This window comes from Mesorhizobium sp. 2RAF21 (assembly GCF_052115345.1).
Taxonomy (GTDB): Bacteria; Pseudomonadota; Alphaproteobacteria; order Rhizobiales; family Rhizobiaceae; genus Mesorhizobium; species Mesorhizobium terrae.
In genome coordinates this window covers 149,755-163,705 of record NZ_JBFRGM010000003.1, presented here as the reverse complement: position 1 = coordinate 163,705, position 13,951 = coordinate 149,755, and the positions used below count along the sequence as shown (strand labels likewise).

Genomic DNA, 13,951 nt, shown 5'->3' with positions numbered 1-13,951 from the left:
GCGATCGGGTTCACCAACGACGTACGCTATCTGCTCGACCAGGAGGCCGCTGGCCTGCGCCTCCTCGCGCCATCGTCGCCGGCGGCCCTCGGCAGTCTCCGGACGGATCGATGGGCCCCCGCGTTTTCCCTTGGTGGCTGACATTATTGCGCCGCCCCGATGCCGCGAAGACCTGAAACTATCCCCTCCTCGGCTGGCATGCAGACCGCGATGGTGGACCCGTGATTGCTTCGACTCCAGTCGTCGCCGTCGGCGCCATTTCCGCAAAGCCGCCAGAGCGTTTGGTCGGCGACGACCCACGTCGTGCCACCGCCATATGGTCGCAGATGGGCCGCCTCCTCCAGCACGATCTCACCCGCTTTGATTGACGCGTGGTCGATGGCGGAAGTATCGAGATACTGTCCGCGGGCATCCATCTCGCGATTAGCCGCGGCAATCGCTTCTTTCCTTGCCTTCAACTCCTCCGCGCGAATGCGCGTGGCGGCCTGACGCTCCTCATGAGCCGACACCTCCTTATCGGTTGCCGGCCGGTGGTACGCGTACTGGACCCTCTTGTCCTCGGGCATCATGCCATACATGCATGCGTCTTCGCTGCGCATCATCCAGGCCTTCCCAAGATCGGTCACCGTGACCAGGCGGTCGCGGATCTCCATCGTCTGGCCCACTCTGACCTGGCCGACTGCGACGAGCATGCGTCGGGACTCCAATTCAGCACGAACAGCCATCCTGGCCTTGTCCTCGGACTCACGCACGGCCCGGCGCTCCTCGCGCGCAACCGCGACCATGTCGATGATCTGACGGCAGCCGGCGATGATGGCATCGACATCCGCCGTCGAAGTCGGCATCGACCTCCACACCTTGCGCTCGCCAATCCACTTTGCGCCAGGCAGTTTACGGGCGACTGCTACCGCCCCATCGCAGTAGGGAAATGCCATCTCAATCGCCGAGCCAACAATCCGGAGACCGTCAATCTGCTTGAAGATCGCGGCCTTCTCGGTGATCGCCGCCTTTGCAGCCTCCTTCTCTGCCATTTCGGCGGCAGCGACCTGCACTTCCTTTTCGACCATCCGGCCGAAATGGGAAGCCACATCAGAGCGCTTCGTGCCGGGAACTGCCCATGCCCGGCGTTCCCTGTCCCATTTCGCATTGTGGGCCTTCAGCCACTCGACCGTACCTTCGTTGCCGCGCGGAACACTGATCGCTACACGACCACGACGGAGCTCCTCGATCTGAAAGCCTGCCGGAACTTCGATCTTTACAAGCTGTGCAACTGAACTCAAATCGCCTCTTCTCCCAATCCAGCACCGTGCCGATGTGAAGATGATTTGGCACCCAGAAAGATAAGTCTAGAGCGAACCTCCGGAAAAATTCCGCGTCGCAATTCTTACTGCCTGCCACCGAAAAATGAGGTGGGCCGTTGCTCGTACCAAACGCGGAGGCGCATCGGATGATGCCCACCTCTCTCCGCTACACGCCGCCCTCTGACGGCGATAGCGAGCTGCAAGCCGGAGGGCCACCGCCGCCGGACCGTCTCTCAGTGACGACGCCGAGGCCGCGGCGAGGCCATGCCCCAGCGGCCGTCGGACTTCGAGAAGCCCCGTCCGTTCGCCCGCCTGGCATGGTCAGGGTCGGCGGCGTCGACGAGGCGCAAGGCATCGAGGGGGGCTTCGAGGCAACCCGTCACCAGGTGACACCCCTACATCCTCATCCGATTCGAATTCAGCTGCGTCAGTGTGACGAAAGCCATGTCCGCTTCGTCGACCGCGACCCGCGACAAGTCGACTTCCAGGAGTCCGCGAATCTGATCCTCGCTCAGTCCGCAGCGCTGGGCCGCCTCCAACTCGTCGATGCCAGCGATCAGCATTTGTATGCGGAACTCTCGGGAGATGTGCCTCAGCCTCAGGCCGTCGATTTTGGCCTGCTCCTCCAGAGTCCTCCGAAAGGGAGCGTTGCCCTTCGCGGCTATGAGGTCGACGGCCTCGTCAGGCGAGACGACCCGGACTTCCTGGTCTTTCACGCTCCACAAGGCGTGGACGGTCCTCAGGGCGTAGCCGGGATCGCCGGCACCGACGAGGCGATAGGGCCTCCCGGAAGCAGTCACGCCCGTGCCGGCCTCGGCATCGAATTCGACCAGCGGTGTAGACGTTCGGTAGACCCCGCCGCCTTCGCTGCCGGCGAGGATCGGGCCGTGCTCGCCGATCATGACTAAGCCCCATCTCGAAAGGATTCGTTCCTGCTTCATCAGTTCATCCTCCAGCCGGGCTTTGGGCCTAAGAATTCTTCGAGCTCCCTCGGCTCAGCCATCGCAACCTGGTCTCCGGAGATGCCCCAGCGGGCCGCATGTGCCACGATGATCTGGGCGGCGACCACTGGATCTGGATCGCCTACGAGGTGGTATTGCCTGCCGCTTTCCGTCACTGCGGTCTGCGCGTGGCCATTCCATTCGACCAGCGGGCTCGTGACGCGGCCGCCGCCCGTTCCGGCGTGAATGCCCACCAGGCGGTAGCCATGGCCGTCTTGCATGATCCCCCAGCGTTCGAGCCGAACGTGCGGTTCTTCGTCGACCGATCTTACCATGGTCCCCCTCCGGATTGTCGCCGCCCCCACGGAGATCGTTGACCAGTCGGCGGCATGAAACAAACCGCAAGCGGATGGCCTATTTTGGGGACCGTTTCTCGCGGGGCAGCTGCAGCAGGCGAGTCTCAGGCGTACTGGGATCGACCGCGAGACCTACGCGCTTTTTTGACTTCCTGCGGGCCGTCCCGCTCCTCCGTTGCATTCCCCTGCAACAAGGGTTGGCTGGCGGGCGGCATGGAACAAGCCCCTCAAGCCGTCAGTCGAAGAAATCGATTTGGTCTGTGAAGCCGATGGCGAAGTTCAGCCGCGGCGGAACCTGGCGGCGGTAGCACATCGCCATCCGCCACACCAGCAGAGCCATGCCGGGGCTGTCAATGGCTGACGACAGAGGAGCCGAGGCGAGCGTGTAGCCGAGCGGAACGTCCGAGCGGACGAAGCCGAGATTGTTGTCGAGAGCAGCGACATCGGGGGTCGTAGCAGGCCACGGTGCGTACGGCCTCGAGCGCGGCCTCCAGCTTATGCCTGGGCGGCAAGGTTTTCGCGGCGTCGCGGTCCAGTTCCCGTAGCGGCATGCCGAAGGTCGCAAGGGAGGCCTTCTCGGCCAGGAGACTCAGCCGGCCGCGCTGCGGGTCGCCTTGATGTGTGCCACGCGACGACGCGTGGCTCGTCCCGCGTGTTCAATTCGTCGACGACAGCGTCCGCGTCATCCCAGATCGAAAGTTCCATGGCTGCCCTTCCCACCGTCACTACGAATTTCCCGTGTTTTCCGATTCCGTTGCACTAAGTAATGGGGAGAATGCCTCTCGCCATGGCACATCTCAGTTACACTCCGGGCTCCCCTCCCGGGATGGCATTGGAATACCGCCCGATACGGCGGACAACCTTGCGGCGAGCCTCTTCAGGGGCGTGGCCGGCTGCCACGAGCCTCTCGACGGCATCCCGAAGAAGCACCCTCAGAACCGCGACGTCCATCGAGCGGTCTTCGGCCGCCCGTGCCGCGTGGCTTGCGACCGCCGCCGCTACGGCGATATCAACGGCCGAAGCCTCTGGCCTTCCGATAGCGCGCAACCTTCCACGGTACCGACGTTGCCGCTCCCGCTGGCCTTCGTTGCCCGGCCTTCCCACCCTCGCCATTCCATTCCTCCCGTCACTACGAACGCGTCACTACGGTACACACATTTGGCTGACCGCCTGAAAGTGACAAACCTGTCGTCACGCAACGCGCATTGAGAAGCTTTGGCCGCGGGATCAGCGACAGTGTCGAGGTCCCGGGCCTTCCACTGAAGAACCAGACGAGATAGTCGGATCAGTTATCGGACGCGGAATTGCACTTAAAAGTGTCAAACTCAAATTGAGCTGACTTACGGGCGAATTGACTCGAATTATCAGAAAGTCAGGCTGCCTTGCCGACGCGGTACGTGCCAGTCGGCTTGCAGGCCTCCGGTCACACGAAAGACCACGACAACATGCCTTCGTGCCTGCAGACGCCCATCTCAAGGCGGGATCTTATGTTCACCGGAATGATGAACGGTCTTTTGCGGAGATCGGTGTCGTCGCCATACCGTCACGTGGTGGCGGACAGGATCGGAGTGCGTGCCAATGGGAGACGGCTATCCGTGCGACAGCTATCCCCGCCCACCATTTGGTGAACCGAGGCGACACACGCTGCGGGAGCCCCAACTGGGTTGGCAAGGCTGCGATCCGGGCACGGCCTGGTTGAGGATCGTGGAGCCTTCATCCAAGCGACAACAAACACATGGGCTCAGATTGGGGACGCCAGGCGCGGCGCTCGCGAAAGGCGGAAGGGATCATGGATTCGCTGGCTGGGGATCGAGGTCCCTTCGCGATCTCGACGAGCATTCGGCATCACTGTCGCCAGCTTGGCAAGAGGCCTTCTGGGCGAGCACCTGAACCTGAAGAGGCAGCTTCTCGGCCGAAACCGCAACACGCTGACGCCCGGCTCGGTCTGATTGTCCCTTCGTCCTGGAAGCGGACCGCAATCTTGGACTGACATGGTGGCGACTACACGCAAGCCCCCGACAGGGCGGAATCGAAATTTCATCGTAAGCCGGGCCGGCTCCTTTCTCGCAGATACCGCCATTGATCTCAAAGAGGTCAAAGATAGTTTTCGACACGAGTTTTAATGATCAAGGCAGGGTCATCTGATTATGGCAAAATAATACCCTTATCGTACGTCAAAACTTTCTAAGTACCGTCCTCCATGTATTTTCGTATAAAACAAATATGTTGCATTATTATTTGCGGTGTTGTATAATAGCATCACGGCTAAATCCGTACGTTCTTTGACATTTCTGTAGGAGTTTACATGAAAGTTCGCGATACACAGCGCGCTCGGCTCTATCGGGCCGAGCGTGCTCTTGAAACACTTGCATCCTCGCTGCCGACCGTTTCCGACGTGGAGCGGTATCTTCAGCAGCAGTCCAGTCGACAGACGCTGCGGAGCCGCTACGGCAACGCGGTTGACGTCACCGACTGGAAGCTCATGGTCACAGATGGACGCGGCTGCCGCAGTGCCTTGGCTTACGGCGATTACAAAATTGCGATTCCACTATGGGCTCGCAAGGACTGGGTGGTGCTGCATGAATGGGCGCACATCGTTCACGAGCGCACCAACGTCTGCAGTTACAGGTACTCCTGGGCGCCGATGTCGCAACACGGCAGTCGGACCTTGGAGCTACGCGGCGGCGCAGCCCATGGCTGGCAGTATGCAGCCATCTACCTCGACCTAGTGCACTTCTGCATGGGCAAGGAGGCGGCTGATGCACTGAAGGCGTCCTTCAAAATCCACAATGTCCGCTTTCGCCCAAAACGGACGACAACTACGACGCCTGAGCAGATCGAACGCCTCGCGGCAATGCGACTGGCGGCGAGACCCAGGTGAGCAACAGCCCCGGCTTCGGCCGGGGCTTTTTTTTGCGCTCGGCATAGCTTTTCGTGCGCGCAAGGTTCTTGGCGGCCGGAGTAGACGCATGTCATTTGGGGACCGCCCGCGCCATTTTCGGGTCGCAGGCAGTGGAACCTGAATTCCTCGCCGGTGGCCTAAATTTTATTCGACATCAATATGGTTGACGGGGTGAGGCGCCGCTGAAACGAGCCCTTCGGTTTTCGAAGGATGGCTTTTTGGGCGTCTCGGCCGGCTGTTGTGCCCTTCGCATCGATGCCCCAGCCTGTTCCCATGGATGGGATCATTGGTCGCGGCACGACATCAGGATCGACGGAGGCATACCGCGCTTCCGGCGACGTTGAGCTGATCGTGACCGCCTACCACATCGAACAGGCGCGCCGGCAACGCCGGCGGAAGAAGGCACGCCGGGATGCGCCTGCCCGCGCCGCCAGAGCTCGCTCCGAGATCGATGCCGCCATCGACGCCGCGAACGCCATCGAGGATTCAGATGAGCGAAAGGCCGCTCTTCAGGCGATCGACGATACGTCCCGGCTGCGCAAGAGCCTCGCCAAGACCGCAAGGGCCGAGCGGGAACAGGTGCGCCGCCGCATGAAACACGGGTTCGAAAATCCGGAGCCGACAGAGATCGGAGGACGCGTACGCGCCCCCTTCCGCGAGAAAGGACTTCGCTCGGACCATCTCGGAAGGGCCGGAAAGCTGTTCGTGATCGCGTGCCGCAAGGCGCGGTTCCTGAGGTCCGCGAACGAAAAAGGGTTCATAACCGTTCAGAGCGGCCGCAAGGTCCTGAACCTGGACTACGCGTGGGTCGAGGGGAACCGGAAAATGGTCTCCCTGCTCCGTGTTGACCTCGACCGCTGCTTCACCTCGTTCGACGAACTCCGGTGCCTCTTGCGGGAGTTTGTCGATGCCGGAGAGCTGCCTTGCATGCCCCATCTGGTCGCCGGCGACATCGCCCCCTTGCGCCGCTCCGACCGTGGTCCCGACGGTGTCTGGCGAGACAGCACCGTTGACCTTCTCGTCCGACCGCACCTGTGGTTCATCCTTCCCGCGGCCGTGAACATGGGCTTGAAGGGAAAGGCAGCGCCGAAGCGCCTCTTCGAGTCCGTCTACCGCGGACTGTGTAACGTCCTTTTGCCACTCGGCGCCGATCCGAATGCCAAGGCTATGCTGGTGCGCGGCAAGAACCCGCTGTCACCCTGGTGGCGGAGCGAGAACTTCAACGACGAGACATTCCCGTCCCTGTCGCAATTCGCGAAGGTCCTGGGAAAGCGCATGCGCATCGGCCTCGACACGCTCTCCCGCATGGCCGCCGAAGAACAGTCCGGCCTGTCGAAAACAGCCAGCAACGTGTTTTTCACCGCGGCCGCGAAGGAAGCCTGGCGAATCCTTCGGGAATGGCACGGTCGGCGCGACAAGGGATACCAAGCCGCTCTCGGCGACCGGAACAAGCTGCGCGCCATGCTTGCCAAAGCAATGCCCATGGACATCGTCCTGACGCTCGGTGACGGCATTGTTGAACCGAGGAACGCCGCTTACGTACTCAATCAAGTCGTCGGCTTTGCCGCAAGGCGCTGGGACCCCGCGAAAGCGGATGCCGCCGACGGCCATGGCACCCGTGGCAGGGATCGCCATCTCGTCGACGGCATGGAGACCAAGCAAGCCCAGGCGGTTGCCGGACGTGTCTCCGCCGATGCCAAGCAATGCGCCGCCCGGGAAGCCGTCATGAAGGCGATGGCCGCAGTCGAGGCCAGCGGCACCCCCTTCACCCGAGCCGAGGTCGCCCGGGTATCCGGACTGGACCGCAAGACCGTCAGCAAGCACTGGCGTTCTTGTGAGGCCCGACGTCCAAATCGCTGTGTAGATAAAAAGGGGGGTCTTACCCCCACGGCCCATGAGATGGAGCGGGACATGGATGGCACTGATCAGACCAAGTCGGAGATCGGTGTGCCGAATCCTGCAGGGCGGGACCACGACAGAGCTAAAGTGAGGCTGGTGACAGCTACGGCAAGGTCTATTCTGCCCATGTATGGGAGGCCAACCCCTGCAGTCCCAGGTCCCATCATATCTGTCCCGATCGAGACCTTGCGGGCTTTCGAGGCCGCCGGCGAAACTGGCCTATCAGCTTACGCGGCGGCGAAGGCTGGAGTCGTCCGGGAGAAGATCAAGCAAGGCCGTCCCGTGCCGTGGTTCATGACGGCCGAGGGAACCGGGGCTCGGACACGCGCGGAGCCGCAGCGAATAGGCCATGCTCCTTTGTCACGTGCCCGCAGTGTCGCGAAGCAATGGTGACAGACGTGGGTGCGCGAGGCTGGTGATCGCCGGCGCGAGGATCGAAACCTTGTGCCGCGATCGGGATCCGACACTCGCCAAGAACCGAGTTCTTCAAGCGGATGACCAAGCCGCTCAGTCTTCCCACACGATCTCTGCTGCCAGATACTCGCGCATGACGATACGCACGAGCATGCCACCAGTCTGCATAACCGTGTAGCGGTACACCCCCTCCTGCACGATGACCCATCCTTCGTCGAGGTCCTCGCCCGTGAGAAACCGCGTCATCATTCGGCTGCCAACTTCGGGCCAAAGGCCATTCGGCCAAGCGGCGTTCTCGAAAACCGCCGTCTGCTTCTCGTCCAGCCCCGCAAGCGGTCCGAACCAGACCTTGGACGGCTTCTTGAGCATTGGCTCCGATATCTCGTAGAAGGCGTGTCCTCGGGCGTTCTTCACTAGCACCCGTTCGAAGCGGGCATGCTCCGGCCCCCACGATATCGTCTCCTCACCGAAGAGGTTCCGGTCCACTTGTTTGGCCTTCTCGATCCGGCTGCGCAGGCCCGGGTTGCCGCGGAATATGCGCGCGGAGCGCTCCACGACCTGAGCGTCCGGATCGGCGCTCCCTGACAGGACGGCACCGAGGAAACCAGCAACGTATTCCTCGTCTTCAGCGAAGCTGGAGTTGCAGGGCCGACACACCTTCATCAACGGCATGTTCGCCGGAAATGGCTCGTCCAGAAGCACCTTCGACGGCGCATGGTCCCGGTTGGTGATCACCTGCTCGATCCATCCGCCGCAATGAATGCACCAGGACTTCTGTCGGCGGTCGGCGGTGTCCTCGATCTGTTTCATCAGCTACACCGTCCGCCCGGCCATGATCGCGACCACCGCGACCGCCGATGATGTAGCTTCCAGGCAAAGAGCGGCCAGCTGACGAGACGCCGTCCTACGATGCTGGAGATGCACGGCCAGGTCCAGGGAAGCCTTGATGTGCGCCCGGACCTCCCTGTTGTCGCCGCCCGGCATCTCGTGATGCAGCCACGCATCCAGTAGCCTGCGCGCGTCCGTGCGGCTGATCCGAGTGCCCTTGTCGTCAACGGTGGGATGCACCTCAGGATCGTGTGCCGCCTGCCCGAGCGAAATCAGCACCTCGCGACAGGTCAGCCCGACCCCTTGCCAGTCCTCCTCGGCGGAAGCCCTGTCGAATTGCATCCTTGCCTTGCCAATCTGACGGTCCACCAACTCCCATCCGGTCGGCTCTCGCTCGGCGACGGGGCTGGGATTGTGGACCCGTCCCACTGCGGCGGCTACGGGCCCGGCGAAAAGCTTCCGGACGTAGTCCCTGCGTTCGGCCCAGCTACCCCAGCCCTGCTCTTTCCAGAAATGATACCAGTCCCACAGGCTCTTATGCGGATTCTCATACTTGATGCCCGCGCCTGCACAGCCTTCGACGAGACGAGCCTGCCGCGCTCCGTAGTAGTCGTCGACCTCTTGGATGCGCTTCCTGCCTTCCGAGACGTCGATCATCATCTCGCGGTGGATGATCAGGTCAGGCAGGAGCGTCACCTGGCCTTCCATGATGTCCCCGGTCGCCCTTACCGAGATGTCCGAGGGACTGCCGTCTTCGTCTTGGGTATCGTGCCGGCTCACGGCCGCCTCGGCGATGCGCTTGCGGTCATGTTCGGAAAGCGTCGAGATGGCATCGGCGAACGGCTGCGGCGCGCGTACTGCAACGTATGCCTGCCGCTGCCCGAAGTCGCCCTGGACCTTTCCGATCTCGAAACGGGCATGCAGCAGCAACGCCGACAGGTCGCCACGGCGCAATCCGTCGAGGAAGGCCCTTGCGTCCTCTCCATCCGAATCAATCATTCAGACAGAAAAGTACGGAGCATGAATGAAGGCAAGTAGGGCGACAAACACCCGAGGGTCACTGGACCGGATACCTGAAGACATGCAGCCAGTTGGAGGTCGCGTCGACCTGCGGCTGGCGCATGAAGTTGTTTATGAGCATCTCGATGCCTTCGACTTCTACATAGGCGACAGAGCTCAATTGACGTCGAGGAAGGATCCCTATAGCGATCGCACTTTCTTAGATCCTGTGCGGTAAATCCCTCCACAGGACAGGAGACACAGTCATGATGAGGAACCCGAAGCGAATAGCAGGTTGACGCCGCCGCGTGCCTTTCGGCGCGCCCGTTTACGCTATCGTTTCGAGGAGTCCAATCGTCATGGTTTACACCCAGAAATTCTATACTGCCGACACCCATTTCGGGCACCAGCTCATGCTGTCGCCAACGGCATGCGCGCGGCCCTTCGCCGACACTCGCGAGATGGACGAGTACCTGATCGGCGCGTGGAATTCAGTTGTGCGTCCAGACGACGTTGTCTTCCATTTGGGCGACTTCGCTTTCGGACTAAAAGACGGGATCCGTATCAGGTCGATCTTCAACCGCCTGAAGGGCCGCAAGCGCCTAGTCCTGGGCAACCATGACTTCATCCAGGCCAACCAGGTCCATCCGGTGATCGCATCGCTTGCCTGGGACGGACCGCCTGCCGCGATGGTCGAGACGACCGACGAGGGTCACCGCGTTGTGCTCAGTCACTACGCCATGCGGACGTGGCCCGGCCAGCATAAGGAGGCCTACCACTTTTTCGGCCACTCGCACGGGAAATTGCCCGGCTTCGGACGGAGCCGTGACGTGGGGGTGGACTGCCCTGACGTGGGCTACGCGCCGGCGACTTTCCGGCAGCTCGCCGCCGCGATGGAGATGGAGGCGGTTGAGACCGAGGAAATGGGGGTGTCGCTATGAGATTTTGGGTTGTTTCCGACCTACACCTGGAATTCGACGGCCCCCTACATAAAGGGAGGCCGCAGCAATGCCCTGATGCTGATGTCTGTGTCGTCGCTGGTGACCTGACGAACGGAGTCGGCAACGCTATCCATTGGTTGAACGACCATGTCGCTCCGGTGATGCCCGTCGTCTTCGTGGCCGGAAACCACGAGCACTACGGGAACAGCCTGATGGAGGGCCTGGAATGGGCTCGGGCGCATGCTGCCGAGTGCCCGAATGTGCATTTTCTCGAGGACGATTCCGTGGTCCTCAATGGCGTGCGCTTCCTTGGGGCGACGCTCTGGACCGACTACGCCCTCGACGGCCACGGAAGGCAGGAACGCGCCTGGGCGATGGCGAACGCGGAAGGGATGCTCAACGATCACCGTCTCGTCGCGTGGAGGCATTTGCCGCGATACGAAGCCTTCACGCCGATGAAGGCGCTTGAGCTGCACGGGCGCAGCCGCGAGTTCCTGCGACACGAGTTGGCTAAGCCGTTTGACGGTCAGACGGTCGTCGTCACGCATCATGCGCCGCATCGAAACAGCGTCCATCCGCGCTGGCGAGACAGCGCCTTGAATCCGGCGTTCGCCTCGGACTTGTCGGAGCTGATGGAGCTGTATCGCCCTGCGCTCTGGGTCCACGGGCACACGCACGATTCCTTCGACTACCTCGTGCGCGACACCCGGGTGGTCTGCAACCCACGGGGATACGGGAGCGAAAACCGGGTCTTTGACCCGCGACTGGTGGTGGAGTTGTGATGGTGACCTGGCAGCAGGCAGAGGACACCGTGAAGCGAGCTGTCCGTCATTTCACGGCGGTGGCTCGCATCGCTAATCCTGACTCGTACACGACCGAAATGGCTCAGCGGCATGCGATCGAGTGCGGATGTCGCGAATTCGTCGACGCGTTCGGATTACTACAGCGCCTGCACCCTAAGGGAGCTGGAATCTCCCTTTTCTCTGAAGAGGTCCGTAGGGCCTACATGACCATGCGCCCGCTCGAGGTCGAGGAACTTACGACCCCGTCGGACATCGACCCGATGACCCTCGCCGATGCGGTAGCAGCCGCAGGCGTGATGGCCGAGCGCCTACAGGAGGACTTCCAGCGCATCCGGAAGGAGATCGGCGATGTATGAATTTGACTGGGATACGGATGAATACCGCGCTGCCCGACGGGCATCCTACGAGCGAATCCGGGACAGCCATCCCAAGCTCGTCACATGCGGATTCGACTGCTGGGCGGGGTGGCACCCGATCCTCGAGCGATTTTTCGGCGAGGTCGCGGCGGCCCTCGCCGCGAATCCAGGCACCCAGTTTGAATTGTGGCAAGTCAAAGAGAAAATGGGGTCCTTGCGCATCTACTACGTCGTGCCGCGGACCGCGCCCCGCCCTATGACTGTACGCGAGGATGACGTGCGCCGGAGGGTCGACGAAGCGTACGAGCGAGCAGAGGAGGAAGCCTCGCACAGCTGCGAAGTCTGCGGGCGGTCGGGCGTTCTCCGCAGCCTCGAAGGCTTTTTCTGCACTCGCTGCGATGACCATGCCGATGGTGCGGTCCCGGTTGTTCCGGAGGGAGGGAAAGAATGAGCGACGAGAACTTCGACTATGTGAGGCGGCGGTTAGGCTACGATCCTGATCTCCCCGAAGGCGTTGAGTTCGAGGTGCTAGCCTATGCTCCCATCCTGTGGAGCGGCTGGGAAGGCGACTCCGCCGCTGTCCTGTTCCGAATCCTTCCGGACGGGAAGCCGCAGCTTCATGTCCTGGACGGTGTCGACATCGCTCCGGAGACACTGCTGCAAGCGCTCGAGGATCGGATCGCTATCTACGAGCGGACCGCCGTCAAAACCAAGGCTTTCCTTGCCAAGGCTCGTGGACTGCCGACCCCGCGCGAGTGGCGCTGGTGCTGCACTGCATGCAAATCAGAAGGCCGCGGCGACGAACCCGCAGTGTGCCCGACATGTGGTTCGGATGACGCTTGGTACAACTACAAAACCACTGTCGATGACAGGCAGCCTGCCGTGGAGCGGCTGCGGGGACTGCTGGCACCGAGGGAGCCGAAGGATGGCTAATCAGGATTTCGTGGGCACGCTGACGCTCGACCTCATGAGGTGGCTAGAAGAAACGGGTCAGCCGACGGAGGGCGTCGAGGTCCTAGCTACGGTCCCGCTGCTGTCCGCCGGCGACGCGCCCGAATACGCCGTCGTGCTCTGGCGTGACGGTAGCGGCCAGGCGCATGTCCGGACGGCGTGGCAGTACCGCGATCCATGGAACGCGGTAGATGCCTTGACGGTGCTTGAGGCGCGCGCCGACGGCTACGAGCGGCTCGCGCGCGAGACCCGCGATTTCGTCGAGAAGGCGAGGCAATGCTTGACTTCAGTCTCCTGAAACGTGACCCCCGCCGTTGGCTCTGCACGGAGTGCGACGCCGAGGGCGGTGGAGCCGAGCCACAGGCATGCCCATACTGCCAATCCGACGCCGTTTTCGCGTCGGCGGAGCACGGCACTGACAGTCGCCCGATGCGCGAGATTCTGCACGAGCTGTTTGAGATGGTCGCGGACATCCGCCGCTGGAGCTACATGCAGTGAGCGCGGGGGCCCGGCTGACAGTCTGGCTGTGCTGCGAATGCTGGTCCGAGGGGATAGGCCAGCGGCCGAATGAATGCCCAAAGTGCGGCTGCGCCGACAGCTGGTACATGACGACGACGGGTGCCGCGGACCCGCGCCCGGCGAAGGTGCTGTATGACGAGATGCTCGACCGCATCTTCAGCTCTTCCAGGAGGAAGCATTGAGCACACCGGAAGGCTGGCCCATGGACGGTGACGAAGAGATCATCCGCACCGCGCTCAGCCGCGCCATCGCCAAAGGTCTGCGGGATCTCGGCGACGCGTCAGAAGCCTCAGGGATGACGGGGCTGCCGGAGATGACGCTGGAAGAGATCGCGGCCGGAGGCAGCGACGGGATCGCGCTCTTCGCGTTGATGAAAGCCGCCGCGACGCTCGGCTACGCGGTCCACCTGAGCATCATCAAGGTGGAGGGAAGCGGCTCCCTGTCGCTGTCCATCGACTGCTAGTCCGGCTTCCTCCGCAACGGCTCCGCCCGTCGATATTTCCTGACCAGTTCCACACTGATGGCATTCACTGTGATGTCGATCTCGCTTCGCACCGTGATCCGGCCGTCCTCTTCGTCAACGCCCTTCACCTCGGCCTCGAAGCGCTTCTCGTCGCCGGGCTTCGCCTTCTCATCTCTGACCCGAGTAAGGGTGGTGGAAGCCGGGGATGCGCAGGGTCACGCAATCCTCGATGCGCTTCCCAAAGTGGCAGTGGTCGCCACCTTGTCACCGATACCGAT

16 protein-coding genes are annotated in these 13,951 nt (G+C 62.2%); 9 read left to right on the top strand and 7 right to left on the bottom strand.

The features are described from left to right. Window positions 1–143: 143 nt before the first annotated feature. From AB4136_RS05965 to AB4136_RS05950, 4 genes are all read right to left on the bottom strand, one after another. A complete protein-coding gene (locus AB4136_RS05965) occupies window positions 144–1,280 on the bottom strand; it encodes a hypothetical protein (RefSeq protein WP_441930504.1) in 1,137 nt (378 codons plus the stop codon). A gap of 416 nt (window positions 1,281–1,696) precedes the next feature. Beyond that, the gene (locus AB4136_RS05960; RefSeq protein ID WP_441930502.1) at window positions 1,697–2,242 is read right to left on the bottom strand and encodes a hypothetical protein; all 546 of its coding nucleotides are present in this window, start codon (window positions 2,240–2,242) and stop codon (window positions 1,697–1,699) included. Further along, complete coding sequence (locus AB4136_RS05955; RefSeq protein ID WP_441930500.1) at window positions 2,242–2,577, bottom strand: hypothetical protein; 336 nt, start codon at window positions 2,575–2,577, stop codon at window positions 2,242–2,244. The genes AB4136_RS05960 and AB4136_RS05955 overlap by 1 nt, the downstream gene beginning before the upstream one ends. Window positions 2,578–3,399: 822 nt before the next feature. Beyond that, a complete protein-coding gene (locus tag AB4136_RS05950; RefSeq protein WP_441930498.1) occupies window positions 3,400–3,711 on the bottom strand; it encodes a hypothetical protein in 312 nt (103 codons plus the stop codon). Window positions 3,712–4,903: 1,192 nt separating this feature from the next. On the opposite strand from AB4136_RS05950, the gene AB4136_RS05945 reads away from it, so the two are divergent. Beyond that, the gene (locus AB4136_RS05945) at window positions 4,904–5,479 is read left to right on the top strand and encodes a hypothetical protein (protein ID WP_441930496.1); all 576 of its coding nucleotides are present in this window, start codon (window positions 4,904–4,906) and stop codon (window positions 5,477–5,479) included. A 294-nt stretch (window positions 5,480–5,773) separates the two neighbouring features. Further along, complete coding sequence (locus AB4136_RS05940) at window positions 5,774–7,792, top strand: hypothetical protein (RefSeq protein ID WP_441930494.1); 2,019 nt, start codon at window positions 5,774–5,776, stop codon at window positions 7,790–7,792. Window positions 7,793–7,906: 114 nt separating this feature from the next. On the opposite strand, the gene AB4136_RS05935 is transcribed toward AB4136_RS05940, so the two are convergent. The 3 genes from AB4136_RS05935 to AB4136_RS05925 are packed head-to-tail and all read right to left on the bottom strand — an operon-like array spanning window position 7,907 to window position 9,821. After that, the gene (locus AB4136_RS05935) at window positions 7,907–8,623 is read right to left on the bottom strand and encodes a hypothetical protein (protein WP_441930492.1); all 717 of its coding nucleotides are present in this window, start codon (window positions 8,621–8,623) and stop codon (window positions 7,907–7,909) included. Between the two features lie 3 nt (window positions 8,624–8,626). Further along, the gene (locus AB4136_RS05930) at window positions 8,627–9,640 is read right to left on the bottom strand and encodes a hypothetical protein (protein WP_441930490.1); all 1,014 of its coding nucleotides are present in this window, start codon (window positions 9,638–9,640) and stop codon (window positions 8,627–8,629) included. Between the two features lie 58 nt (window positions 9,641–9,698). Further along, on the bottom strand, window positions 9,699–9,821 hold the full coding sequence (locus AB4136_RS05925; RefSeq protein ID WP_441930488.1) for a hypothetical protein: 123 nt from the start codon (window positions 9,819–9,821) through the stop codon (window positions 9,699–9,701). A gap of 178 nt (window positions 9,822–9,999) precedes the next feature. On the opposite strand from AB4136_RS05925, the gene AB4136_RS05920 reads away from it, so the two are divergent. From AB4136_RS05920 to AB4136_RS05890, 7 genes are all read left to right on the top strand, one after another. Then, entirely contained in the window at window positions 10,000–10,581 is a 582-nt protein-coding gene (locus tag AB4136_RS05920) for a hypothetical protein (protein WP_441930486.1), read from the top strand. Next, window positions 10,578–11,363, top strand: a complete 786-nt coding sequence (locus AB4136_RS05915; RefSeq protein ID WP_441930484.1) for a metallophosphoesterase — start codon at window positions 10,578–10,580, stop codon at window positions 11,361–11,363. Before AB4136_RS05920 ends, AB4136_RS05915 begins: the two co-directional genes overlap by 4 nt. Beyond that, the gene (locus AB4136_RS05910) at window positions 11,363–11,740 is read left to right on the top strand and encodes a hypothetical protein (RefSeq protein WP_441930482.1); all 378 of its coding nucleotides are present in this window, start codon (window positions 11,363–11,365) and stop codon (window positions 11,738–11,740) included. The genes AB4136_RS05915 and AB4136_RS05910 overlap by 1 nt, the downstream gene beginning before the upstream one ends. Further along, window positions 11,733–12,191, top strand: coding sequence for a hypothetical protein (locus AB4136_RS05905; protein ID WP_441930480.1), 459 nt, complete (start codon window positions 11,733–11,735; stop codon window positions 12,189–12,191). The genes AB4136_RS05910 and AB4136_RS05905 overlap by 8 nt, the downstream gene beginning before the upstream one ends. Continuing rightward, the gene (locus AB4136_RS05900; RefSeq protein ID WP_441930478.1) at window positions 12,188–12,673 is read left to right on the top strand and encodes a hypothetical protein; all 486 of its coding nucleotides are present in this window, start codon (window positions 12,188–12,190) and stop codon (window positions 12,671–12,673) included. The genes AB4136_RS05905 and AB4136_RS05900 overlap by 4 nt, the downstream gene beginning before the upstream one ends. Further along, the gene (locus AB4136_RS05895) at window positions 12,666–12,989 is read left to right on the top strand and encodes a hypothetical protein (RefSeq protein ID WP_441930476.1); all 324 of its coding nucleotides are present in this window, start codon (window positions 12,666–12,668) and stop codon (window positions 12,987–12,989) included. The genes AB4136_RS05900 and AB4136_RS05895 overlap by 8 nt, the downstream gene beginning before the upstream one ends. Window positions 12,990–13,388: 399 nt before the next feature. Continuing rightward, window positions 13,389–13,673 carry a hypothetical protein gene (locus AB4136_RS05890; RefSeq protein ID WP_441930474.1) on the top strand — a complete coding sequence of 95 codons (285 nt, stop codon included), beginning with the start codon at window positions 13,389–13,391 and terminating at the stop codon, window positions 13,671–13,673. Window positions 13,674–13,951: the final 278 nt, after the last annotated feature.

Excerpts from the sequence above, each read along its gene's own strand:
- AB4136_RS05920 (WP_441930486.1), top strand. The coding sequence starts at position 10,000 with ATGGTTTACACCCAGAAATTCTATACTGCCGACACCCATTTCGGGCAC.
- AB4136_RS05910 (WP_441930482.1), top strand. The coding sequence starts at position 11,363 with ATGGTGACCTGGCAGCAGGCAGAGGACACCGTGAAGCGAGCTGTCCGT.
- AB4136_RS05935 (WP_441930492.1), bottom strand. The coding sequence starts at position 8,623 with ATGAAACAGATCGAGGACACCGCCGACCGCCGACAGAAGTCCTGGTGC.
- AB4136_RS05930 (WP_441930490.1), bottom strand. The coding sequence starts at position 9,640 with ATGATTGATTCGGATGGAGAGGACGCAAGGGCCTTCCTCGACGGATTG.
- AB4136_RS05905 (WP_441930480.1), top strand. The coding sequence starts at position 11,733 with ATGTATGAATTTGACTGGGATACGGATGAATACCGCGCTGCCCGACGG.
- AB4136_RS05895 (WP_441930476.1), top strand. The coding sequence starts at position 12,666 with ATGGCTAATCAGGATTTCGTGGGCACGCTGACGCTCGACCTCATGAGG.
- AB4136_RS05950 (WP_441930498.1), bottom strand. The coding sequence starts at position 3,711 with ATGGCGAGGGTGGGAAGGCCGGGCAACGAAGGCCAGCGGGAGCGGCAA.
- AB4136_RS05940 (WP_441930494.1), top strand. The coding sequence starts at position 5,774 with ATGGATGGGATCATTGGTCGCGGCACGACATCAGGATCGACGGAGGCA.
- AB4136_RS05960 (WP_441930502.1), bottom strand. The coding sequence starts at position 2,242 with ATGAAGCAGGAACGAATCCTTTCGAGATGGGGCTTAGTCATGATCGGC.
- AB4136_RS05915 (WP_441930484.1), top strand. The coding sequence starts at position 10,578 with ATGAGATTTTGGGTTGTTTCCGACCTACACCTGGAATTCGACGGCCCC.
- AB4136_RS05900 (WP_441930478.1), top strand. The coding sequence starts at position 12,188 with ATGAGCGACGAGAACTTCGACTATGTGAGGCGGCGGTTAGGCTACGAT.
- AB4136_RS05945 (WP_441930496.1), top strand. The coding sequence starts at position 4,904 with ATGAAAGTTCGCGATACACAGCGCGCTCGGCTCTATCGGGCCGAGCGT.
- AB4136_RS05955 (WP_441930500.1), bottom strand. The coding sequence starts at position 2,577 with ATGGTAAGATCGGTCGACGAAGAACCGCACGTTCGGCTCGAACGCTGG.